At 52.0% G+C, this 21,707-nt stretch carries 25 protein-coding genes; 9 read left to right on the top strand and 16 right to left on the bottom strand.

The window, feature by feature from the left end:
- Window positions 1-10: 10 nt before the first annotated feature.
- The gene (locus PY990_RS10235) at window positions 11-1,606 is read right to left on the bottom strand and encodes a M48 family metallopeptidase (protein ID WP_275271514.1); all 1,596 of its coding nucleotides are present in this window, start codon (window positions 1,604-1,606) and stop codon (window positions 11-13) included.
- A 167-nt stretch (window positions 1,607-1,773) separates the two neighbouring features.
- Here PY990_RS10235 and moaC point away from each other — a divergent pair, with 167 nt between their 5' ends.
- Window positions 1,774-2,244: a cyclic pyranopterin monophosphate synthase MoaC gene (gene moaC, locus PY990_RS10230; RefSeq protein WP_275271513.1), complete on the top strand. Its 471-nt coding sequence runs from the start codon at window positions 1,774-1,776 to the stop codon at window positions 2,242-2,244.
- Window positions 2,245-2,247: 3 nt separating this feature from the next.
- On the opposite strand, the gene PY990_RS10225 is transcribed toward moaC, so the two are convergent.
- From PY990_RS10225 to miaB, 14 genes are all read right to left on the bottom strand, one after another.
- On the bottom strand, window positions 2,248-2,751 hold the full coding sequence (locus PY990_RS10225; RefSeq protein WP_275271512.1) for a pilin: 504 nt from the start codon (window positions 2,749-2,751) through the stop codon (window positions 2,248-2,250).
- Between the two features lie 145 nt (window positions 2,752-2,896).
- A complete protein-coding gene (gene sucD / locus PY990_RS10220; protein WP_008252667.1) occupies window positions 2,897-3,784 on the bottom strand; it encodes a succinate--CoA ligase subunit alpha in 888 nt (295 codons plus the stop codon).
- Between the two features lie 53 nt (window positions 3,785-3,837).
- A complete protein-coding gene (gene sucC / locus PY990_RS10215) occupies window positions 3,838-5,004 on the bottom strand; it encodes an ADP-forming succinate--CoA ligase subunit beta (protein WP_171100189.1) in 1,167 nt (388 codons plus the stop codon).
- Window positions 5,005-5,272: 268 nt separating this feature from the next.
- Window positions 5,273-5,866 carry a regulatory protein RecX gene (locus tag PY990_RS10210; protein ID WP_275271511.1) on the bottom strand — a complete coding sequence of 198 codons (594 nt, stop codon included), beginning with the start codon at window positions 5,864-5,866 and terminating at the stop codon, window positions 5,273-5,275.
- Window positions 5,844-6,923: a recombinase RecA gene (gene recA, locus PY990_RS10205; RefSeq protein ID WP_171100193.1), complete on the bottom strand. Its 1,080-nt coding sequence runs from the start codon at window positions 6,921-6,923 to the stop codon at window positions 5,844-5,846. Before recA ends, PY990_RS10210 begins: the two co-directional genes overlap by 23 nt.
- A gap of 62 nt (window positions 6,924-6,985) precedes the next feature.
- Window positions 6,986-7,483, bottom strand: coding sequence for a CinA family protein (locus PY990_RS10200; protein WP_105027025.1), 498 nt, complete (start codon window positions 7,481-7,483; stop codon window positions 6,986-6,988).
- A gap of 31 nt (window positions 7,484-7,514) precedes the next feature.
- On the bottom strand, window positions 7,515-8,021 hold the full coding sequence (locus tag PY990_RS10195; protein WP_275271510.1) for a phosphatidylglycerophosphatase A family protein: 507 nt from the start codon (window positions 8,019-8,021) through the stop codon (window positions 7,515-7,517).
- A complete protein-coding gene (gene thiL / locus PY990_RS10190) occupies window positions 8,018-9,094 on the bottom strand; it encodes a thiamine-phosphate kinase (RefSeq protein ID WP_275271509.1) in 1,077 nt (358 codons plus the stop codon). Before thiL ends, PY990_RS10195 begins: the two co-directional genes overlap by 4 nt.
- 15 nt (window positions 9,095-9,109) lie before the next feature.
- On the bottom strand, window positions 9,110-9,598 hold the full coding sequence (gene nusB / locus PY990_RS10185; RefSeq protein ID WP_171100197.1) for a transcription antitermination factor NusB: 489 nt from the start codon (window positions 9,596-9,598) through the stop codon (window positions 9,110-9,112).
- Complete coding sequence (gene ribH, locus PY990_RS10180) at window positions 9,591-10,097, bottom strand: 6,7-dimethyl-8-ribityllumazine synthase (protein WP_275271508.1); 507 nt, start codon at window positions 10,095-10,097, stop codon at window positions 9,591-9,593. The genes nusB and ribH overlap by 8 nt, the downstream gene beginning before the upstream one ends.
- The gene (gene ribBA, locus PY990_RS10175) at window positions 10,094-11,218 is read right to left on the bottom strand and encodes a bifunctional 3,4-dihydroxy-2-butanone-4-phosphate synthase/GTP cyclohydrolase II (protein WP_105027030.1); all 1,125 of its coding nucleotides are present in this window, start codon (window positions 11,216-11,218) and stop codon (window positions 10,094-10,096) included. Before ribBA ends, ribH begins: the two co-directional genes overlap by 4 nt.
- 13 nt (window positions 11,219-11,231) lie before the next feature.
- The gene (gene lnt, locus PY990_RS10170; protein ID WP_275271507.1) at window positions 11,232-12,782 is read right to left on the bottom strand and encodes an apolipoprotein N-acyltransferase; all 1,551 of its coding nucleotides are present in this window, start codon (window positions 12,780-12,782) and stop codon (window positions 11,232-11,234) included.
- Window positions 12,782-13,696, bottom strand: a complete 915-nt coding sequence (locus tag PY990_RS10165) for an HlyC/CorC family transporter (protein ID WP_275271506.1) — start codon at window positions 13,694-13,696, stop codon at window positions 12,782-12,784. The genes lnt and PY990_RS10165 overlap by 1 nt, the downstream gene beginning before the upstream one ends.
- 62 nt (window positions 13,697-13,758) lie before the next feature.
- On the bottom strand, window positions 13,759-15,102 hold the full coding sequence (miaB, locus tag PY990_RS10160; RefSeq protein ID WP_275271505.1) for a tRNA (N6-isopentenyl adenosine(37)-C2)-methylthiotransferase MiaB: 1,344 nt from the start codon (window positions 15,100-15,102) through the stop codon (window positions 13,759-13,761).
- A 161-nt stretch (window positions 15,103-15,263) separates the two neighbouring features.
- Here miaB and coq7 point away from each other — a divergent pair, with 161 nt between their 5' ends.
- Window positions 15,264-15,941, top strand: a complete 678-nt coding sequence (gene coq7 / locus PY990_RS10155) for a 2-polyprenyl-3-methyl-6-methoxy-1,4-benzoquinone monooxygenase (RefSeq protein WP_105027034.1) — start codon at window positions 15,264-15,266, stop codon at window positions 15,939-15,941.
- Here the strand turns inward: coq7 and PY990_RS10150 are convergent.
- Complete coding sequence (locus PY990_RS10150; RefSeq protein WP_275271504.1) at window positions 15,938-16,360, bottom strand: OsmC family protein; 423 nt, start codon at window positions 16,358-16,360, stop codon at window positions 15,938-15,940. The genes coq7 and PY990_RS10150 overlap by 4 nt on opposite strands.
- Before the next feature lie 534 nt (window positions 16,361-16,894).
- Here PY990_RS10150 and rplM point away from each other — a divergent pair.
- The 7 genes from rplM to PY990_RS10115 all read left to right on the top strand — a co-directional run bounded on the left by rplM (window position 16,895) and on the right by PY990_RS10115 (window position 21,383).
- A complete protein-coding gene (gene rplM, locus PY990_RS10145) occupies window positions 16,895-17,323 on the top strand; it encodes a 50S ribosomal protein L13 (protein ID WP_008251461.1) in 429 nt (142 codons plus the stop codon).
- 8 nt (window positions 17,324-17,331) lie between these two features.
- On the top strand, window positions 17,332-17,724 hold the full coding sequence (gene rpsI, locus PY990_RS10140; RefSeq protein WP_105027036.1) for a 30S ribosomal protein S9: 393 nt from the start codon (window positions 17,332-17,334) through the stop codon (window positions 17,722-17,724).
- Between the two features lie 111 nt (window positions 17,725-17,835).
- Window positions 17,836-18,879, top strand: coding sequence for an N-acetyl-gamma-glutamyl-phosphate reductase (gene argC / locus PY990_RS10135; protein ID WP_275271503.1), 1,044 nt, complete (start codon window positions 17,836-17,838; stop codon window positions 18,877-18,879).
- 18 nt (window positions 18,880-18,897) lie between these two features.
- A complete protein-coding gene (locus tag PY990_RS10130) occupies window positions 18,898-19,614 on the top strand; it encodes a DUF6776 family protein (RefSeq protein WP_275271502.1) in 717 nt (238 codons plus the stop codon).
- Window positions 19,615-19,629: 15 nt separating this feature from the next.
- Window positions 19,630-20,031 carry a bactofilin family protein gene (locus tag PY990_RS10125; protein WP_105027039.1) on the top strand — a complete coding sequence of 134 codons (402 nt, stop codon included), beginning with the start codon at window positions 19,630-19,632 and terminating at the stop codon, window positions 20,029-20,031.
- A gap of 23 nt (window positions 20,032-20,054) precedes the next feature.
- A complete protein-coding gene (gene erpA, locus PY990_RS10120; protein ID WP_008251471.1) occupies window positions 20,055-20,405 on the top strand; it encodes an iron-sulfur cluster insertion protein ErpA in 351 nt (116 codons plus the stop codon).
- Between the two features lie 78 nt (window positions 20,406-20,483).
- Window positions 20,484-21,383 (top strand): AEC family transporter, encoded by a 900-nt coding sequence (locus tag PY990_RS10115; protein WP_275271501.1) that lies wholly within the window; start codon window positions 20,484-20,486, stop codon window positions 21,381-21,383.
- Window positions 21,384-21,707: the final 324 nt, after the last annotated feature.

Raw genomic sequence — 21,707 nt, 5'->3', positions numbered from 1 at the left:
GTTGCCAAACTTAGTTACCAAACTTTGCGAATTCACGCTCCGCATCGGCTTTGCGTTTGTATTCGCGTTGTTTGGCATCAATTTCAGCCAACAGATAATAATTATCCCTCGCGTACCGTTTGGCAATTTCAGCCTGTTCAATGGCTGGCAAATAGGCTTGACGTGCGTTGTAAGACTGAGCCAAGGCCATGTGGTGTTCCGCCGGCTTTCGTAAAGCCAAAGCACTTTGGGCGAGCAGATCAAAAACCTCGGGCACAGAGCGATAGGCCTGGGAAAGTTCTTTCAGGTACGCGTCTGATTCCTTAAACAAACCCAAACGCTGTAAGCCCTCGGCATACAGCAGACGAACGGACATTTCACTTTTAAAGTCATTTCGCAAGGCTGTCAGTTGCCCAAGCGTGGCCTTTTCCTGCGCATTCAAGGCCGAGCGCTCCCGTACAGTACGCTGGTCCATGGGCGCGGAGGCCAACGGCAAGCTCACATCCATGGCCATTCTCATGCGCTGACTTTGAAGCAGCAAGGGCACCTCGGTTTTTTTGACCACAGATTGCCCGGATTTAAACAAATCGATGGCCTTTTCACTGGCGGCCAGGGCTTCCTGCTTTCGCCCCATGGAATTCAAGACCAGCGAACGGCCGTACATTAACGCCACTGGATCTTTGATACCCTCTTGCTCATTGGGTGATTCAAAAGTTCGCAAGCGGTCTGCCAGCTGTTGGTTGCTTCGTTCCGCAAACACAATCGACTTGACCCGAATCAGCTCAAATTCCAGGCTTGACTGATTTTGACTTCGATTCGAGCTGCTTTCCAAACCAGCCCGGTTACGAATGTCGGCAATTCGCTCGGTGGTTAGCGGGTGAGTACGCAAATAGGAAGGCGCATTGTTTTCGTATAGACGGGAGGCTGTTTGCAAACGTCCAAAAAAATCCACCATGCCCTGAGTATCAAAACCGGCTTGCTGAAGAGTCAAAAACCCAACTCGATCCGCCTCCCGTTCCGCATCGCGAGAAAAGGACAATTGCTGATCAATGGAGTAACCAGCGCCTGCTGCCATGAGGCCAGAAGCTGCTTGTGGATTGGAACCCGCCACCAGCAAGGCGGCAATCATGGCCGCAGTGGCGACGAGACTGGTTTGCTTTTGTTGCCCAAAACGGCGCGCAATGTGGCGCTGGGTCACGTGCCCCACCTCGTGCGCCAACACGGAGGCCAATTCGGATTCAGTTTGGGAAGCCGCAATTAACCCTGTGTGCACGCCAATGTAGCCACCCGGCATGGCAAACGCGTTCACGGATTTGTCGGTGACCAGAAAAAACTCAAAGTTGGATGGAGATTCCGAGGCAGCCTGAACGATTGTGTTGCCCAAGCGGCTGATGTAGGCCGTAACTTCCAGGTCAGTGTTGACCGCGCCAAAAGCCCGATAATCCTTCATGATCAGGGCCCCCAGTCGGCGCTCATCCTGAACAGAAAGCTCAGCACCACCCGCATCACCCAGGCTTGGCAAATTATTCAAGCCATCCGCATACGCGATCGGCGACAAGATAGAAGACAGCAGCAGGGTACTGCACAGCACACTCGCAACACTTTTCCGAAAATCAAGACGCATCATGGGCTTTTTACGGTGGTAGTCTGGGTATGATAGCGCGATGAAAAACAAGTTCAATCAACTTCGGGCGTAGCACGGCTTTTCCTTGGGTAAATTTAGATAAACACCTGGCAAGCAATGCGACCAGCACCTTTGAAGTTAAGACAATCAGTCAGCAGGGGATTAGCACAATGAATGGACTTACGCACTTTGACCAAGAAGGCAATGCACACATGGTCGATGTGGGCGGAAAAACCGAAACCGAACGCAAAGCCATTGCCACGGGCACCATTCAGCTGGGGCATGAGGCCTACGCTGTTTTAAAAGCGGGAACCGCCAAGAAAGGCGATGTGTTGGGGGTCGCCAGAATTGCCGCGATACAGGGGGCAAAACGCACCTCTGATCTTATTCCATTGTGTCACCCACTTCCACTGACTCGACTGGCAGTTGAATTTGAACTAAACGATGAACTGTGCGAGGTGCATTGCACCTGCACCGCGCAAACCGTGGGCAAAACAGGGGTGGAAATGGAAGCCCTGACCGGTGTTCAGGTAGGGCTTCTCACCATTTACGACATGCTTAAAGCGATTGACAAAGGCATGGTCATGACTCAAACCAGACTCGTCGAAAAACGCGGCGGCAAAAGTGATTTCAGTCGGTAAATCTTAGTTAACGTTGTTGTTGCGGCAAGCTGCGGGTAAGTAGCGCCGGAACTCAGCTGTAACGTTAGTGACGCAGCGCCACTCACCTACTGGCTGCAAGGGATCAGTGTGCCTTACGCCACCAGTGAATGGAATCAAGGCAATGAAGTTATTGGCAGCGATACCGGAGGCCACCGTGTTGGCCTGAAACGTGACTTGAATTCTACCGTTCGCACCCACGAGCAATTGACGTGCGTACTGGCTTTGCGCGGCCACGTTGGACTGGCAACCCGCATCACCCGCATTGGCTGGCCATGCGTTCGTTGTGGCTGTGTATTCAATAATGCCCGCCTTGCAAGACTGGGCAATGTTCATTAACTCCGTGACTTTGGAGCGATTCAGGTAATCCTGAAACGCCGGGATTGCAATTGCTGACAGCACGCCAATAATCGCAATGCCAATCATTAGTTCAATCAGGGTAAAACCCTTCGAAACCTTACTTCTAGTCAAAGTTCTTGGCGTATTCATCGTCGCATTCCTCACATCGAAAAGTGGTGTTGAGAAACCATTCTTCGGTGTTCAGCTTGCGTGAAGTACCCCCGCTAGGGTTAAAAAGAAAAACCCCACCATTCTGAGTGAATGGTGGGGTTTTAATGAACTACGACTTGACTACTCAGGCCCCGATGGCCTTCTTCAGCAATTGACCCATCACGGAGGGGTCTTTGGTCACAGTAATACCGCACTCTTCCATAATGGCCAGCTTCTCCTGAGCTGTACCTTTACCGCCAGAGATGATGGCGCCAGCATGGCCCATGCGCTTTCCGGGGGGCGCTGTCACACCAGCAATGAAACCAACAACGGGCTTCTTCATGTTGTCCTTCACCCACAAGGCAGCTTCTTCTTCATCGCTGCCACCAATTTCACCAATCATGACCACGGCATCGGTGTCAGGATCGTCATTGAACATTCGCATCACGTCGATGTGCTTCAGCCCGTTCACGGGGTCACCACCAATACCCACGGCTGTGGACTGACCCAAGCCCAACTCACTCAACTGGCCCACTGCCTCATAGGTTAGGGTACCGGAGCGAGACACCACACCAATACGTCCCTTTTTGTGAATGTGGCCGGGCATAATGCCAATCTTGATTTCATCAGGCGTAATAACGCCGGGGCAGTTTGGACCCACCACGATGGTTTTGCGACCCTCTCGACGCATGCGATCACGCACCTCGATCATGTCACGGACGGGAATACCTTCAGTGATACAAATCACCAAATCCAGATCAGCTTCTACAGCCTCCCAAATGGCAGCCGCAGCAAAGGGAGGAGGAACGTAAATCACGGATGCGTTGGCACCGGTCTGTTTTTTGGCATCGGCCACGGTGCCGTAAATTGGCACACCTTCAAAATCTTCGCCAGCTTTCTTGGGGTTTACACCTGCAACAAAGCAATTCTTGCCATTGGCGTATTCACGGCACATGCGCGTGTGAAACTGACCAGTTTTACCAGTAATACCCTGAGTAATTACCTTGGTGTCTTTGTTAATGAGAATAGACATTGTGAAAATCCTTTTTCGTGTTGAATGGCTGTCAAATGTGGAGCACCGGGCGCTTAAGCGCCCTTGGTTGCAGCCACCACTTTTTGCGCAGCCTCGCCCATGGTGTTCGCTGCAATGATTGGCAAACCAGATTCAGCCAAAATTTTCTTGCCCAAATCTTCGTTCGTACCTTTCATGCGCACAACCAGAGGAACCGACAAACCCACTGCCTTCGATGCAGCCACCACGCCATCTGCAATCACGTCACAACGCATGATGCCGCCAAAAATATTCACCAAAATGGCTTTCAGGTTGGGATTTTTCAACATAATTTTGAAAGCTTCTGTCACTTTCTCGGTGGTGGCACCGCCGCCCACATCCAGGAAGTTGGCAGGCTCGCCACCAAACAACTTGATGGTGTCCATGGTGGCCATCGCCAAACCAGCGCCGTTCACCAGGCAACCAATGTTGCCGTCAAGACTGATGTAGCTCAAATCGAATTTGCTCGCTTCGATTTCAGCAGGATCTTCTTCGGCCAAATCGCGCAAGGCCACGATTTCGGGATGACGGTGCAAGGCGTTGGAATCGAAGTTCAGTTTCGCATCCAGTGCAATGATGTCGCCAGAGCCAGTCAAGATCAGTGGGTTAATTTCGGCCAGGCTGGCGTCAGTTTCCCAGAACGCTTTGTACAAACCTTGAAACGCCACACGCGCTTTGGCAACAGAACCCGCGGGAATGCCGATTTTCACCGCCAAATCATCGGCCTCTGCGTCTGTAAGCCCTGCAACGGGATCCACGTACACTTTGTGAATCAGTTCTGGGGTGTGTTCAGCCACTTCTTCAATTTCCATGCCGCCTTCGCTGGATGCCATGACACAAACCCGCTGGGTAACACGGTCAACCACCATGCCAACGTAGTATTCCTTTTTGATGTCTGCACCCTCTTCAACCAGCAAACGGCTGACTTTCTGGCCTTCAGGACCTGTTTGATGGGTGATCAACTGCATGCCCAGAATTTGGCTGGCATACGTTTTTACATCGTCCATGCTCTTTGCCACTTTCACGCCACCGCCCTTGCCGCGGCCACCTGCGTGAATTTGCGCCTTCACCACCCAAACCGGGCCGCCCAGCTTCTCCGCGGCAGCAATTGCCTCGTCAATTGAAAAACAGGGATAGCCAGTGGGAACGGCCACACCGTACTTCTTCAGAATTTCCTTGCCTTGATACTCGTGAATCTTCATTTGAATTCCTTGCTGGGAAAGTTAATGCAAATCGGCTAGACGCAACAAGGCGGCTGAACTGACAACATTGTAAAGTGGAGAGTGTTTTTTTCGCGTGACAGCGCAAGCGGGTTCTCGGACGTAAAGCCGAGGCAAGGATGAGGCATGCCAGGCATGCTATGAAGGTTTTTATCCATCTCTTTCTTTGCTTCTTGTGTCGTTGAATAACGCTTCGTTATTTAACTAGACTATCACTTCTATGGAAACACATAAGCCGACCGGAATAATATCACGCATTGGATTTGAACTCAGCCAGAATGCGCCGCCAAGCGCGTTCAATATTGCCAAATTCAAACCCTCGGGCTGAAAGCCCGCGATAAACCTTGGACTTCAAAACCAACAATTCAGCTTGATCAACAGCTGAGTCAACACCCAAAACGCTTTCAAGGCTTGAAAGCTGTCTGCGTTTTATCCAGTCATAGGCTCGGTCTTCTTCACTGCTCGGGATTTGGGTTTCTGAATCATCGTGCGAAAGGGACTTAAGGTCTCCCAAACCGTGTTGCCCCAATTCGGCGGAAATTGCACGATCCCCAAAAGTTGAGGCACGCCTTCGAAACAGACTCAGTTTGAAACGCTCATCGGATTGAAATTGGTGTGAAGTTGCCCATTCAATGGCCTCTTCTACCTCACCGGGCTCGTAACCGCGCTGCAATAACTTTGCTCGAAGTTCAGTTTGACTGTGTTCCCTGCGGGCGAGCAAGGCGACAGCCTTGGACTTGGCGGAAACCACGGGCTTGCTAGAGCCCGTAGTACCTCCGAATGAACGCCCATTTGACTTAATGGGCGACTTGATTGGTAACTTACTCGGCGTCTTCGACTTCATTCTTCTTTTTGGCAGCAGGTGCGGCTGACGCTTCTTCAAGCAGACGCACACCCAGCTTTTCACGGATTTTATTCTCGATCTCTGCGGCCATCGCCGGATTGGCTTTCAGGAAATCGCGCGCATTGTCTTTGCCCTGACCAATTTTCTCGCCGTTGTAGGAATACCAGGCGCCAGCCTTGTCGACAAAACCATGCAATACGCCGAGATCAACGACTTCACCCTCTCGGGATGTGCCCTGACCATACAAAATATCGAACTCAGCCTGCTTGAAGGGAGGACTTACCTTGTTCTTGACCACCTTGACGCGAGTTTCGCTGCCGATAACTTCCTCACCCTTCTTGATGGAACCAATTCTGCGAATGTCCAGACGGACCGAGGAGTAAAACTTCAGGGCGTTACCACCAGTTGTGGTTTCAGGGCTGCCAAACATAACCCCGATTTTCATTCGAATTTGGTTGATGAAAATAACCAGGCAATTGGTGCGCTTGATGTTGGCAGTTAATTTGCGCAGGGCCTGGCTCATTAAACGGGCTTGAAGACCTGGCAGGGAATCGCCCATGTCGCCTTCAATTTCAGCTTTGGGTGTCAGGGCAGCCACAGAGTCAATAATTACCAGATCAACGGAACCGGAACGAACCAGAGCATCGACAATTTCCAAGGCCTGCTCGCCAGTGTCGGGTTGGGAAATCAACAAATCAGGCAAGTTAACGCCCAACTTGGAAGCATATTGAACATCGAGCGCGTGTTCAGCATCAATGAAAGCACAGGTACCACCCAGTTTTTGCATTTCCGCAATCACTTGCAAGGTCAAGGTGGTTTTACCGGAAGATTCCGGGCCGTAAATTTCGACGACACGACCGCGCGGAAGGCCACCAATGCCCAAAGCAATGTCGAGCCCCAAAGAACCGGTTGAGACCGACTGAATGTCGTCGATGATCTCGTTTTCCCCAAAACGCATGATACTGCCCTTGCCAAACTGCTTTTCGATTTGGCTGAGCGCGGCGGCCAGGGCTTTGACTTTGTCTGAGGATTGGTTTTTGGTTCTGAGATCTTCCATGGTCTGCCTTCAACTGAATTGGGTTGCGATTTTCGAATTATTGCACAGTTTTTACTGTAAATCTATACAGCCTTTTTGAGTGATACTTTTGACAGGATGGTTAACCCGGCTTGTACCGCCTGTTGGCGAACGGCCTCACGATCACCATCAAAAACATGGTGAAAAGCCTCAATCGACTTGTGCCGAACGGCCAAACCAAACCACACCGTACCAACTGGCTTACCGGCCGAGCCACCTCCCGGGCCAGCGATGCCTGACACCGAGAGGCAACAGTCCACACCCAAGGCGATCATTCCACCATTGGCCATTTCCTTGACGCATTCTTCACTCACTGCACCGTGCTGTTCCAAAGTGGACTCGCGCACATACACCGACTTCATTTTGACTTTGTTTGAATAGGTGATCAGCCCACCCTCGAACCAGTCGCTAGAGCCGGGTAGGCTAGTCAATGCCGAACCAAGCCCGCCCCCCGTACAAGACTCGACCACACCGAGTTTGCCAGCCGATGCATTGAATATGTCTGCAATTTGCAGCAAAAGTGCTTGGTCTGGATTGCTCAAGAGGCTCCCCGTTGAGTGTTTAAAATTGAATTCACTTCAAAAAATACAAATAGACCGACAGCGCCAACAAGGTCATGAAAGCTGCGACGATGTCATCAAACATTACACCAAAACCATTTTTCCAGTGCCGGTCGAACCAGCGGATCGGGGGCGGTTTTACCATGTCAAAGAACCTGAACAGAAGCACACACGTCAATTGTTCAATGGGGCTGGAAAAATGATTCGAGGCCACAAACAACACCAGCCAGATCGCAACGATTTCATCCCAGACAATCCCGCCGTGATCGATAACCCCCAGTGCCTTCCCAGTGATCTGGCAAGCCCAGGCACCCGCAACGAAAGCGCCAACAATCACCCAAATCCACTGATTTTCAGCCAGATAGGGGTCCAGCCAAACATACAAGAGCCAGCCCATCAATGTACCGAAAGTACCTGGCAAAACCCACGCCAAGCCACTGCCAAATCCCAAGGCCAACAAATGCGCGGGATGGTCCAGCATAAAGCGCCAGTTGGGCCGGAAACGGGGTATCGAGCTCAATTCTGGATCTCGGCAAAATGATTGTAGGAACAATTTGACACGCGCTCTCGGCTTGCACCCTGGGATTGAAGCCAAATGCCGCTTCCGGGCTCGATGACGCCGACACAATGCACACCCGCCTTCCGGGATTGTATTGCATCATGACAGTTCGGGTGGGCTGTCCAGCACAATTCGAAATCGTCACCGCCCGTCAAGGTTTGCGCGAGCAAGATTTTCAACAACCCGGCCGCATTGGCCTGTTGATCTATTTCAGGCCAAAGTTCTCGCCACATTGATTCTAGAGACGATTGGAAGAGTACGGCGGACACTTCGCTTGCACTGGAAATGTGGGCCAAATCGCCACTCAAACCGTCGGACAGATCGAGGCAGGCGCTTGCAAGCCCACGCAACTGCAATCCAAGTTCAATGCGCGGAACTGGCATGCCAAGCCGACTTACTGCATTTTGCTGCAACTGGGCTGGCATCGCAGCAAGCAGGGCCTGAACCTGCGACAGCTCGATGCCCTCACATAGCTGCTCCAAGCGACCCCGTTTTTGGAATTCAAGCAAAAGCCCCAGGCGAGCAAGCCCGGGGGTACCACTTAACCAAATTTCTTCACCAATTTTCGCGTGCGCCCGGTTGAAGCCACGGTGTGCAGCAGGCGCTTGCCCAAACACGGTAATTGACAAGGTTTTCAATGGATTGGAGCCGGCTGAAGTGGTGTCACCACCCACCAACGGGCAATTGAAACGGGTGGCGATGTCGAGCAAACCTGCCGAGAAGCCAGCCAGCCAGTTTTCATCAATTTCGGGCAAACTTAAATTGAGCGTGAAGCCGAGTGGACTCGCCCCACTGGCAGCGAGATCGGACAAGTTACTGGCCAAGGCCTTCCAGCCTGTGACACGAGGTGGATCATCTGAAAAAAAGTGAACACCCTCAACCAAGGTGTCGGTAGAGGTGAACAGATGAAAATCGGGTGCAACTCGAAGCGTGGCGCAGTCGTCTCCGATGCCAAAAAGTACCGTGTCGGGATTGGCCTGTGCAAGCCCACCAAAAGGAGTTTTGAAATAGCGATGAATAAGGTCGAATTCCAAAACGCCTCTTGAGTTTTAGCTTGACTGACTGTTTGCCTGAGCCTTGATTTCGGAATCACGCGCCTGGGCGGCCACCTTGTCAAGCACGCCATTGACGAATTTGAACGCGTCAGTGCCTCCGAAGGTTTTGGTCAACTCAACCGCCTCGTTGATCACCACCCGGTAGGGAATTTCTGCATGCGTATTCATTTCATGACTAGCCAACACCAACACAGCTTTCTCGACCGGACTTAGTTCGCCCCAAGGACGATCAATGAACGGCTGAATCTGATGCATCAATGCGTCAAGGTGATGCACCGAACCATGCAAAAGAGACTCGTAGTGCTCGCGATCGGCCTTGTCGAAACCGGGCGCATCCCGAATGTGCGCGTCCACTTCACCCACTTCAGTGGGATTCAAAAACCACTGATACAAGCCCTGCAAAGCCAATTCACGAGATCGACGGCGAGCGTTGCGAGTGTGTCCTTGCCTCTTACCCGAATCGGGCTTGCTGGCTTCACTCATCGTCTTCTTCCTCGTCATCTGCGCCAGGTAGGTTGTCATCCAGCGTCATCATTAAATTGCCCATTTCCACGGCACATCGAGCGACATCAACGCCTTTGTCCTCGATACGCTCAATGGCCTGGTCTTCGGTGTAGGTAGTCAACACCATGTTGACTACAGGCACATCGTGAGCCAAAGCCACACTTGAAATGCCGCGGGCGCTTTCGCCACACACAATTTCAAAATGGTAGGTATCGCCCTTGATCACGGCACCCAAAGCAATGAGTGCATCAAACTCGCCCGAGAATGCCAGGCGCTGCAATGCGATTGGAATTTCCATCGCACCAGGCACAGTAATATGCAGAATGTCTTCATTCAACACGCCCAAGCGCAGCAATTCGCTGCAACAGGCGGCCCAAAGGCCATTGGTGATTTCTTCGTTGAAGCGGGCCTGAACCACACCCACACGAATGCCATCGCCGTTCAAATTAGCAGGCACACTTCCTGGACTGTTGCTCATTTCGTTTCTCCGTTGACATAACCTGATACTTCCAAATCAAACCCGGTCATGCTCGGCATTTTCCGTGGTCGGGACAGCAATTTCATCTTGTTGACACCCAGGTCGCGCAAAATTTGCGCCCCGATACCATAGGTACGCAAATCGGGGTTTGATCCCGCACCTTTGCGTGCAGTTGTACCGCGCTGCTCGATGTCGTCAAGCGAGGCAAACTGGCCCAACAAGCGGTCAGAGGACACATCACAATTCAAAAGCACAATAACGCCTGCGCCCTCATCCACCACTTTCTTCATGGCCGCAGGAATTGAGAAAGAGTGTTCCGACAAATTCACTTCGAGAAAATCGATCAGCGAGGTGGGTTCATGGACGCGTACCAAAGCCTCGGTATCGGGGTTTAATTGGCCATACACCAGGGCAAAGTGTGCGCTGCCTGTGGGCTTGTCGCGGAAAGAAATGCACTTGAATTGGCCCTGCACGGTATCAATAACACGTTCGTGCATGCGCTCGATCAGTGACTCTTTGGTGCTTCGGTACTGAATAAGATCAGCGATGGTGCCAATTTTCAAATTGTGTTCTTTGGCAAACTCCACCAGATCGGGCAAGCGGGCCATGGTGCCATCGTCTTTCATGATTTCACAAATGACGGAGGCTGGGCTAAGGCCGGCCATGGCAGCCAGGTCGCAACCCGCTTCAGTGTGACCAGCTCGCATGAGTACCCCACCATTCACTGCAGTCAGGGGAAAAATGTGACCCGGTTGCACCAGATCTTCTGGTTTGGAATTTTTGTTCACTGCCACACGAATGGTGTGGGAGCGATCTGCTGCAGAAATGCCAGTCGACACACCTTCTGCTGCTTCAATGGAGACGGTGAAATTGGTACCGTGAGAGGAGCCATTGGCTGCCACCATTGGGCGCAAGCCCAACTCGCGACAGCGGGCCTCGGTCAATGTCAGGCAAATGAGGCCACGGCCGTATTTGGCCATGAAATTGATGGCCTCTGGCGTAACAAAATCGGCGGCCAACACGAGATCACCTTCATTTTCACGGTCTTCCTCGTCAACGAGAATAACCATGCGGCCTGCACGCATTTCTTCAACGATTTCGTTGACTGGACTAATTGACATGGCTTTTTAAATTTTACGGATTGATTGAATGGGCTCTATTGTAAGCCCTCAAGCGCCATTCGCGCACGCACAGCAGTAGAAGGACTGCTCCCCAAATTGAAAACCACAGGCGATCGCCCCACTTTGCGAAGAAGGTTTGCCCCAATCGACCTTCGATTTTCCCCGACCAAACCAGGGCTTGCCCAGGCTCAACGCGCAGGGTCCACTGACCGTTCGCGTTCACAATGCCCGAAACACCGGTATTGGTCACACGCAGGCCTGGCTTACGGTGTTCAGCTGACCGGGTACGGCCCATTTGAGCATGCTGATCAAGCGCCCAAGACTGGCCAAACCATGCAAGATTGCTCAAATTCACAAACATGGAGGGCTCTTGGGTGGAATTGGCGACCAACCCAGCAAACTCACCGCTAAAAATATCTTCGTAACACACGGTGGAGGCCAAAGCATTGCCATTGACCAAAAAGGGCTTTAGCGGCCCTGAACCGGAGGTGAACTCCCCCATCGGCATGTTCAACATGGCCACAAACCACTTGAAGCCCAGCGGAATAAATTCACCAAATGGCACCAAGTGCCGTTTGTCGTGGCGTGTTTCAGGCACCTCAAGCGCTTCCAGCGCTTCATCACCTTGAAACATGACGATGGAATTGAAATACCGTGACCCCTCTTGTATAGCCGAACCCATGATGACGGCTGTCTCGCCAGGGGTTGCAAAGTCGCGAAAGGTGGTTCGCCATTCAACGGGGGTATCGGTCCACACCAAAGGATTCACGGTTTCCGGAAACACGAGCAAGCCACCACCCTGCTGGGCCAGCTGTTCCTTGGCCATGTCGCCCAAAGCGAACGCTTTTTGCATGTTCGACACAATCAGATCAGGATCAAACTTGATGCTTTGATCAACATTGGTTTGCACACCCACCACGGTCAAAGCACCAGCGCTTTGGGTGTTCACGGGAAGTTGAGCCAGCACCAACAAACCGCCCAGCACAGCAGTTGCGGCCAGCACGTTGCCGGGCAGGCGATTGAATACAAAAGACAGGAAAAGGTGAGCAAACAACATCACGGCAAACAAGCTGCCGTAACTACCCAACCAAGGTAACAGGTCGGTAAACGGGGAATCTACCAGCGCGTCGCCCAGCCCCAGCCAGGCAAAACCGGTCATGAATGTGCCCCGAGCCCACTCGAAAAAAGTCCATAAAGCAGCCCACAGCAGCGCATTGAACACCGTGCCCGGCCAAGACTGGGCGCGTACCGCCGCAAAACGACTGTAAAACCACAAAGCCAAGGCAGGAAAAAGTGCCAAATAGAGCGTAAAGGCGGCAATGGCCGCCCAAGCCAGCATAGAGGGTAAACCGCCGTAAGTGTGCAGACTGATGTGCAACCAGGAAACGCCCAAGCCATATGCTGACCACCCAAATGCCAGGCCGGCCAGCCAAGGGCGGCTGGTTTTGAGGGCTACAAAAGGCAACACGGCAAGCAAAAGCAGCCCAAGCCACCACAGGGAAATCGGGGCGAACGACAGCACCCAAGGTGCCCCCAAGAGCGCGCCGGCCAGAAAGGAATACATCAAGTGGGCCTATCGGAGTCTGAGTTCTCGGTGGATGAATTGGTATCCGTGTCTTCGGGCGCAGGTTCAATTTTCTGAACACGAAGTAAGTGCACTTGCCGGGCATCTGCACGCAACACTTCAAAACGGAAAGGCGGTAACTCAACGACATCACCACGCACGGGCAGGCGCGCCAGGTGATCTGTCAACAAGCCGCCCAATGTATCGGCATGTTCATTTGAAAACCCGGTTCCAAATGTTTCATTGAACTGTTCGATCGTAGTTAACGCTTTGACGCGGTATAAACCCAACTGGTCCCCGCCGAGGCTCACGATATTGTCAGCTTCTTCATCAGAGTCATATTCGTCTTCAATGTCGCCCACAATTTGCTCAAGTACATCTTCGATAGTGACCAATCCAGCCACGCCACCATATTCATCAACCACCAGCGCAATGTGGTTTCGGTTCAATCGAAAATCATGAAGCAACACGTTCAAGCGTTTGCTCTCTGGAATGAAGACTGCCGGGCGTAACATGTCGCGCAAATTGACATCCGAATCGGCGTGTATGCGAAGCAGGTCTTTGGCCAGCAAGACTCCGATTACATTGTCACGCTCGCCCTCGTACACTGGAAAACGGGAATGCGCCTTTTCAACGGCAAAAGCCACGATTTGGTCGATCGAGTCTTCCGCGTTGATCGCATCCATTTGGGCGCGGGGCACCATGATGTCGCCTGCTGAAAGGTCACTGACCTGCATGACACCCTCGATCATCGAAAGCGCATCGGCATCCAGCAAATTTCTTTCATGGGCCTGTTGCAGCACTTCCAACAGCTGCTCTCTGTCCTCGGGCTCGCGAAGTAGCAACGAAGACAGGCGTTCTAGCAGGCCCCGTTCTTTTTTATTGGGGACCTGCAACGGACTCGGTTCTGACATACGGGAGGATAAACCTCTGCTAACAATAACGGCTCAAGGATAACCGAAAAAAATGACGGATATCAGGCAGCCGTGATTGGCACTTGCCCCCTCAGGGAATTGGGATAAGCCTCGACAATGTCCAACTCAACGATCTGTCCCACCATTCGGGCATTTCCGGCAAAGTTGACCACCCGATTGTTCTCGGTACGTCCCGCCAACTCGGCGGGGTCTTTTCTGGATGGCCCTTCGACCAATACCTTCTGACGAGTGCCAACCATCGACTTGCTAATGCTGGTGGCATGGTCTTGGATTGTTTTTTGCAGGCGGGCCAAACGCTTGAGCTTGGTAACCTGGTCGACACCGTCTTCCAGATCCGCTGCGGGCGTTCCGGGGCGCGGGCTGTACACAAAAGAAAAAGAGGTGTCGAAACCCACGGCATTGATCAAGTCCATGGTTTTTTCAAAATCGGCCTCGGTTTCACCAGGAAAACCAACGATGAAATCGGACGACATGGATATATTGGGGCGAATTTCACGCAGCTTGCGAATGATCGACTTGTATTCAAGCGCAGTGTACCCACGTTTCATAGCGGCGAGAATGCGGTCTGAACCCGCCTGAACCGGCAAATGAAGGTGATCCACCAGCTTGGGCAGCTTGGCATAGGCTTCAATCAGGCGCGGGCCAAACTCTTTGGGGTGCGAGGTGGTAAAGCGGATTCGTTCAACGCCCGGCACTTCCGAGACGTACTCAAGCAGCAGAGCAAAATCGGCTATCTCGCTTGTATCGCCCATTTTCCCGCGGTAGGCATTCACGTTTTGCCCAAGCAAATTGATTTCTCTCACGCCTTGGTCGGCAAGATCGGCAATTTCAGTCAGCACATCTTCAAACGGGCGGGAAATTTCTTCACCGCGCGTGTAGGGAACCACGCAGAAACTACAATACTTGCTGCAGCCTTCCATAATGGACACAAATGCAGTAGCACCGGTGTTTTTGGCCAAGGGCAAATTGTCGAACTTCTCGATTTCGGGAAAAGAAATGTCCACCTGCGGTCGGTGTGTATCCCGGCGCTGCTTGATCAATTGTGGCAATCGGTGCAAGGTTTGAGGACCAAACACCACATCGACATACGGCGCACGCTCAACAATGGCCTTGCCTTCCTGGCTGGCCACACAGCCGCCCACACCAATAATCAGGTTGGGGTTGGATTTTTTCAGGTGCTTGACACGCCCCAAATCGCTGAACACCTTTTCCTGCGCTTTTTCACGCACCGAACAGGTATTGAACAAAATGATATCTGCATCATCTGGGGTGTTCGTTCGCTCCAAGCCGTCTGAACTACCCAGCACGTCGGCCATTTTGTCGGAGTCATACTCATTCATCTGGCAGCCAAAGGTTTTGATGAAGAGCTTTTTCTTGGAAGTCATGGTTTGCCTAAAATGTGCCACCATGAAGCAGACCGGTTTCAGAACTGAAACAGGAGCCAACACGGGGACGTTGTAATTCGTTGCGCGTTGCCGCGGATTTTACTTGCATCCCTTGCTAAAATGAAGACTTCATTGAAAAAACACAGCATTGGTGCGTAGTAATGCCAAATCGAGCCCCCCGTTTTCCGAAGTTTCCCGCCTTGCCCACGCTTCCCTCCATCGATGCCATATTGGGCGAGGTCGACAAAGCATTGAAGACCCTGGCTGCCACACCTGTGGCCCAGCGCCCCAACCCGGCAGGGAAAAACCTGCCGACCGATCAGCTAAACGATGCAGAAAAACAGCAGGTGATTGGCCTGATGCGCGTAAACCACGTGGGGGAAATTTGCGCACAGGCGCTTTATCAGGCACAGGCCTTGGCCAGCAAAGACCCCGAAAAAAAGGCTTTGTTTGATCACGCCGCCAAAGAGGAAGCCGACCACCTGGCCTGGACCCAAGAGCGGCTGGATCAACTGGGTGCTCGCCCCAGTCTGTTAAACCCATTCTGGTATGGCGGCGCATTCGCTTTGGGCTTTGTTGCTGGCACACTGGGGGACAAGGTTAGCCTTGGATTTATGGCGGAGACAGAGAAACAGGTTGAAAAGCACCTGAACGATCACTTAGGCAGACTTCCCGCGGGTGATCAGCAGTCCAGAGCGATTCTTGAACAGATGCGTCAGGATGAGATTGAGCACGGGCAAACCGCGATTGATCAAGGCGCCAACAACCTGCCCATGCCCGTGAAACTGGCCATGACCGCAATGTCAAAGGTCATGACCACGCTGGCACAGAAAATTTAATCTTCGATAATTTCGTGCGTAAACACCAACTCAGCCGTTTTGCCCAACATGGCGGACGCTGAGCAGTACTTCTCATGCGACAACTTGATTGCGCGGTCAACCAAGTTGGGCTTTAGCCCCCGACCGATCACCTGAAAATGAAAGTTAATCTTGGTGAAAACCTTGGGAGCCTCTTCAGCACGCTCGGCACTCATTTTCACCTTGCAATTGCGAATGTCTTGACCGCTTTTGCGCAGAATCAACACCACATCGTAGGCCGTACAGGCACCGGTGCCTGCCAAAACCACTTCCATAGGGCGAGGGGCCAGGTTATTGCCGCCACCATCCGGGGCACCATCCATACACAACATATGTCCACTGCCTGTCGTGGCTACAAATGACATGCCGGGTAACCCCGACCAGCTAACTTCGGCTTCCATAAAACTCCTTATTTATGATTAATTGCTCATTATGCATTGCACAATATTTACTGAAAAGAAGTTGAAAAAATGCTCTATTTTATTGAACCTGGTTAACAAATAACCGGTCAGTCACTAGTAATATTTTTAAGTATTTGTTTTTATTGATTTTTTTTAATCCATTTTTAAATTGTGGAATAAGTTGCTTTTTTCGGACAACAGAAACAGACTCTTGCGCCGCAACAGAAAAATCTCTAGAATTCGAGTTGTAGTCACTTGAATGAACCACGAATCACCGATCGCAGAGTTTCTTTCAGGCGCAAAGTTGTCTCCTCCACCCTCCTCCTTTGGTGGATTAAACCCAAGCACCTCACAGTGCTTGGGTTTTTTTTATCCAACACCCAAAAAAGTTTAACCGAAAGCAAAAAACTTTGCTAAAATCGCGGGTTACCTGTTGGGAGAGCCCTTCGGCTGCAGACCGGCATATTAATTGCTGGCTGCATGTACAAGTAGGGAGACAGGTAAAAAGCACTTTTTTATCTTTAAGGAAAAATCATGAAAACCTACTCAGCGAAACCCGGTGAGGTTAAACAAGAGTGGTTTGTGATCGACGGCACCGACAAGGTGTTGGGACGTGTAGCCAGTGAAGTTGCACGCCGCCTCCGTGGTAAGCACAAACCTGAATTCACACCGCACATCGACACAGGCGACTTCATTGTTGTTGTAAATGCCGGTAAATTGCGCGTTACAGGCACCAAAGGCCTGAACAAGAAGTATTTCCGCCACTCTGGTTACCCTGGCGGTATTTACGAAACGAACTTTGACAAGATGCAGGAACGCTTCCCCGGCCGCGCGCTGGAGAAAGCTGTGAAAGGCATGTTGCCAAAAGGTCCTCTGGGCTACGCGATGATCAAGAAATTGAAGATCTATGCCGAAGCAGAGCACCCGCATTCCGCACAACAACCCAAGCCACTTGAAATCTGAGGTGAACCATGATTGGTGAATACAATTACGGAACCGGTCGCCGCAAAAGCTCAGTGGCCCGTGTTTTTATCAAGAAAGGTACTGGCCAGTTCATCGTGAACGGCAAGCCTTTGACTGAATACTTCGCTCGCGAAACAGGCCAAATGGTTGCGCGTCAACCCTTGGTACTGACCGAGAACGTTGAAACTTTTGACATCAAGGTAAACGTGCGCGGCGGCGGCGAAACTGGCCAGGCTGGCGCAGTTCGCCACGGCTTGACACGTGCCCTGATTGACTTCGACGCCGAACTGAAGCCAACCCTGTCCAAAGCAGGTCTGGTTACTCGTGACGCTCGTGAAGTTGAACGTAAAAAAGTGGGTCTGCGTGGCGCGCGTCGTCGCAAGCAGTTCTCCAAGCGTTAATTCGACACCCAGTTTCGAATTACGCTTACACCCAGCAGCCCTCCCAGCTGGGTTACAATCGAAAGCCGCACGAAAGTGCGGCTTTTTTTCTTTTCAGCGCAAGGAATAATCATGATCAAGGTAGGCATTGTTGGCGGAACCGGTTACACAGGCTCTGAACTTCTTCGCCTGTTGGCCCTGCACCCGCAGGCAGAACTGAAAGCAATCACCTCTCGCGGCGAGGTGGGCCAACCAGTAGCGGACATGTTTCCAGCGCTGCGCAAACGCGTAAACATTGCCTTCACAGAACCTACCTTTGAGTCTTTAAAGGATTGCGATGTGGTGTTCTTCGCCACGCCACATGGTGTGGCCATGGCCCAGTCAGCCGAACTGGTGAATGCCGGCATTCGCGTCATTGATTTGGGCGCAGACTTTCGCCTCAAAAACACCTCCGAATTCGAGAAGTGGTACGGTATGCCCCATTCAGAGCCGGAACTGCTCAGCAAAGCATGCTACGGCTTGGTTGAATCAGCACGCACCGAGCTGAAAACGGCGAAATTGGTGGGCTTGGCGGGTTGCTACCCCACTGCCGTGCAGTTGGCTCTCAAGCCTTTGATCAGCGGGCCAATGCCCTTGATCGACGAGAGCAGCATTGTCGCGGATTGCAAATCGGGAGTGTCCGGTGCGGGCCGCAAAGCCACAGTCGGCTCATTGTTTTCCGAGGCCGCTGAAAGCTTCAAGGCCTATGGTGTAAGCGGCCATCGTCACTTGCCGGAAATTGAACAGGGCCTTGAATTGATTTCAGGCCGAAAAACCCAAATTACCTTCACGCCACATTTGGTGCCCATGGTGCGCGGCATTTTGGCGACCACTTATGTGAAGCTAAATGAACAGGGGAAGAACACTGATATTCAAGCCTTGTATGAACAGCACTACGCCAATGAATATTTTGTGGATGTGATGCCCAAAGGCTCGCTGCCAGAGACTAAATCTGTACGTGGCTCCAACTTTGTGCGCATCGCGCTGCACCGTCCACAAGGTCGCGACACGCTGGTGATAATTTCAGTGATCGACAATTTGGTGAAAGGTGCGGCAGGGCAAGCCGTTCAAGCCATGAATGTGATGTTCGACTTGCCCGAGCATATGGGGCTGGAGCAATTGCCTTTGGCACCTTAATCACAAGGATTTTGCGGTTTGAACCCAAAGAAAACACACCATTCACGTCGAACCCTGTTACCGGGAGTGCAACGCTCATCCCGGTTTGCTTTCGCTTATGGCCTGCTGCTTGGCCTGTCCATTCTGGGGGTCTGCGCAGCCTATGCAATGTGGGGCCCAGTGGACAACGCCATTCAAAAACTTTTCTCGACCCAGGAAATTGAAGTGCTCAATGAGCAACTGGCTGAACTTCAAGCAAAAGCGACAGAACTTCAAGACGAGATATCCCGTACCAATGAATTGGTAAAACTGGACAAAGAGGCCCGCAGCAAACTGACCCTGCTGATTAACAACCTGGAATCAGAAAATGCAAAACTGAAAGAAGACCTGGCATTTTTCGAAGGATTTATTCCAGGAAGCCTGCAGGGTGCCATTTCACTCAAGCGGCTTCAAGTGAACAAAGACACAGTTCCGGATCAATACCGCTATAAAGCACTCGTAATTCAAGGTAGCCAGCGCCCCGAGGTGACATTGAATGTGCAAGTGTTGATTAAAGTGTTGAACAAAGGGGAATCCAGTGTCATAGTTTTACCGAACGCTGAAACGTCCGAAGACCCCCAGTTCAAAATCAAATTGACCCGTTTTTCAAGGGTGTCGGGCATGTTTTCGCTTCCCGAGGGCAGCAGGTTGCAAAGCGTTGAAATGAGAATTCTGGAAGCAGGCGCTATTCGCGCGCAGTCCACCATCAAACTTTGAAGGGGTTTTAATAGCATGTTCTCGAAAAAAAATACAAAGCGGCTGCTGCCTATCCAAAGCCTGGTGGGCGCGGACATGATTCTTAGAGGCGATTTGCGCTTCAAAGGCGGCCTGCGCATCGATGGCGAAGTGGACGGCAATGTGATTGCAGACGAAAGCGCCCAGTCACTGCTGGTGATTTCTGAAACCGGCAAGGTACGAGGCAGCGTGCGCGTTGGGCATGTCGTAGTCAGTGGCCTGATTGAAGGTCCGATTGAAGCCAATCAGCTTCTGGAGCTACACCCTTCCGCAAATGTCTCGGGTGACGTAAGATATAGGGCATTGGAGATGCATCCAGGTGCGGTCGTAGACGGTACCTTGCACCATGAGAGCGAAGAAGTCATGCCAGGTAAGCTGGCCTTGGCTTCTAGCAAGTAATTCCAGCAAAAAGGCAGGACAAGATGGACGTAACTACAGAACAACCCAGCGTATTGGTTTTCACTGACTCAGCCGCAGCCAAAGTGCGCGACCTGATCAATGAAGAAGGCAACCCCAACCTGAAACTGCGCGTATTCGTGCAGGGTGGTGGCTGCTCCGGTTTCCAGTACGGTTTTACTTTCGATGAAGACGTGAATGAAGACGACACGGCCCTGGACAAAGGTGGCGTGACTTTGTTGATTGATTCCATGAGCTACCAGTACTTGACTGGTGCCGAAATTGATTACAAAGAAGACATCAACGGCGCGCAGTTCGTGATCAAGAACCCAAATGCGACTACTACATGCGGCTGCGGCTCTTCCTTCTCTGTTTAAAACAGATACGGCATGAACAAAACCCACCTTCGGGTGGGTTTTTTATTGGCTCAATGACCAAACACCACACGCAAAAAATTGTCCCCTCTACTTCTTTTCCCTGATTTCTCAATCATCGCCTTGGGCTACTTATTGCGCCGCTTCTGGATGGCACCTTCGGCCTGGGTCACGATAGAGAAGCTGGTTTATTTTGTGTTGTTTCCATGCCTGCTTTTTTTCTCGGTGGTGTCAAGCAATTTTGACCTGCACACAGTTGGAGCTTTCGCCCTGGGTGGGCCTGCCGTCATATTTACGGCGTTTGTGTTGGGTTGGTTAGGGTTGCTCTTCAGCAATATGGGGCGCGTGGACTTTGCATCAGGCTTGCAAACGGCGTACCGGTTTAACTCCTACATTGGTCTGGCTTTGGCCAGCCGCTTGGGTGGCCAATCGGCAGTGGCCAATATCGCCATTTTGCTGGCGCTGGGTGTGCCGCTGTGCAATGTATTGGCCGTGGGCACCATGAGCAAAGGCGGTCGTTTGAGCGCCTTTGTAGACATTCTGAAAAATCCGCTGATTATTGGGACCTGCCTTGGAATTGCAGCCAAATTGATGGGCGTGCAGGTGCCTGAACCCGTCATGCTGACTCTAGAGCGATTGGCACAAGCAGCGGTGTCGCTGGGCCTGCTTGCAGTGGGGGCGGGCTTGGTATTCTCCGGCTTGAAAGGCAATTGGCCGGTGTCGGTTTGGTGGCTGTTTGTGAAACTGTTGGTGTCACCTTTGGTGGCGGTTCTTTACGCTCACTTCACCGGGCTTGGGCAAGAACAGACCATGGTGCTGCTGGTATTCTCTGCCATTCCCTCTGCATCGAGTGCCTATATTCTGGCAGCGCGCATGGGCGGAAATGCACCACTGGTGGCTTGTCTCATTTCGATGTCAACGGTGGGGGCTGCTATAACCTTGCCTTTGGTGTTTGCGCTGGCGCAGCGTTTTCCCTTGTAATCAAGCTTGTTTGTTTGGCCCACTTGGCTTGGGTTCCGATCTATTGAGGCTCGTTGACCACTCGATCGGCTTGGGCTCCGATCTCTCGCCTGCCGGTTAACTGCCCGATCGGCTTGGGTTCCGATCTCTCGCCAGAAAACCTGTTGATCCCTTGATGAGCCTCGCGATGCCTGAGAACGGCCCTCCTAACCTGCGGGTCGGGTCCGTTCTCTGTCGCCCATGCTGGGCAACACCGGCCCTGCTCGGCACACAAGGGCAGGTTTGCTTGAAGGCGAGGCGATCGAAACACCGCCGCCGATTGGGCAGCAAATCCGTACGTGAGCT

This window comes from Limnobacter olei (assembly GCF_029087225.1).
GTDB classification, from domain to species: domain Bacteria; phylum Pseudomonadota; class Gammaproteobacteria; order Burkholderiales; family Burkholderiaceae_B; genus Limnobacter; species Limnobacter olei.
This window is presented reverse-complemented; position numbering and strand designations above follow the sequence as displayed.

What these genes read in the sequence shown, in the direction of transcription:
- nusB (WP_171100197.1), bottom strand. Translation starts at nt 9,598, where the DNA reads ATGAGTGAAGCCAGCAAGCCCGATTCGGGTAAGAGGCAAGGACACACT.
- rpsI (WP_105027036.1), top strand. Translation starts at nt 17,332, where the DNA reads ATGATTGGTGAATACAATTACGGAACCGGTCGCCGCAAAAGCTCAGTG.
- ribH (WP_275271508.1), bottom strand. Translation starts at nt 10,097, where the DNA reads ATGAGCAACAGTCCAGGAAGTGTGCCTGCTAATTTGAACGGCGATGGC.
- PY990_RS10150 (WP_275271504.1), bottom strand. Translation starts at nt 16,360, where the DNA reads ATGGAAGCCGAAGTTAGCTGGTCGGGGTTACCCGGCATGTCATTTGTA.
- moaC (WP_275271513.1), top strand. Translation starts at nt 1,774, where the DNA reads ATGAATGGACTTACGCACTTTGACCAAGAAGGCAATGCACACATGGTC.
- ribBA (WP_105027030.1), bottom strand. Translation starts at nt 11,218, where the DNA reads ATGTCAATTAGTCCAGTCAACGAAATCGTTGAAGAAATGCGTGCAGGC.
- rplM (WP_008251461.1), top strand. Translation starts at nt 16,895, where the DNA reads ATGAAAACCTACTCAGCGAAACCCGGTGAGGTTAAACAAGAGTGGTTT.
- sucC (WP_171100189.1), bottom strand. Translation starts at nt 5,004, where the DNA reads ATGAAGATTCACGAGTATCAAGGCAAGGAAATTCTGAAGAAGTACGGT.
- PY990_RS10235 (WP_275271514.1), bottom strand. Translation starts at nt 1,606, where the DNA reads ATGATGCGTCTTGATTTTCGGAAAAGTGTTGCGAGTGTGCTGTGCAGT.
- coq7 (WP_105027034.1), top strand. Translation starts at nt 15,264, where the DNA reads ATGCCAAATCGAGCCCCCCGTTTTCCGAAGTTTCCCGCCTTGCCCACG.
- PY990_RS10225 (WP_275271512.1), bottom strand. Translation starts at nt 2,751, where the DNA reads ATGAATACGCCAAGAACTTTGACTAGAAGTAAGGTTTCGAAGGGTTTT.
- argC (WP_275271503.1), top strand. Translation starts at nt 17,836, where the DNA reads ATGATCAAGGTAGGCATTGTTGGCGGAACCGGTTACACAGGCTCTGAA.
- miaB (WP_275271505.1), bottom strand. Translation starts at nt 15,102, where the DNA reads ATGACTTCCAAGAAAAAGCTCTTCATCAAAACCTTTGGCTGCCAGATG.
- PY990_RS10210 (WP_275271511.1), bottom strand. Translation starts at nt 5,866, where the DNA reads ATGAAGTCGAAGACGCCGAGTAAGTTACCAATCAAGTCGCCCATTAAG.
- lnt (WP_275271507.1), bottom strand. Translation starts at nt 12,782, where the DNA reads ATGTATTCCTTTCTGGCCGGCGCGCTCTTGGGGGCACCTTGGGTGCTG.
- recA (WP_171100193.1), bottom strand. Translation starts at nt 6,923, where the DNA reads ATGGAAGATCTCAGAACCAAAAACCAATCCTCAGACAAAGTCAAAGCC.
- erpA (WP_008251471.1), top strand. Translation starts at nt 20,055, where the DNA reads ATGGACGTAACTACAGAACAACCCAGCGTATTGGTTTTCACTGACTCA.
- PY990_RS10165 (WP_275271506.1), bottom strand. Translation starts at nt 13,696, where the DNA reads ATGTCAGAACCGAGTCCGTTGCAGGTCCCCAATAAAAAAGAACGGGGC.
- sucD (WP_008252667.1), bottom strand. Translation starts at nt 3,784, where the DNA reads ATGTCTATTCTCATTAACAAAGACACCAAGGTAATTACTCAGGGTATT.
- PY990_RS10125 (WP_105027039.1), top strand. Translation starts at nt 19,630, where the DNA reads ATGTTCTCGAAAAAAAATACAAAGCGGCTGCTGCCTATCCAAAGCCTG.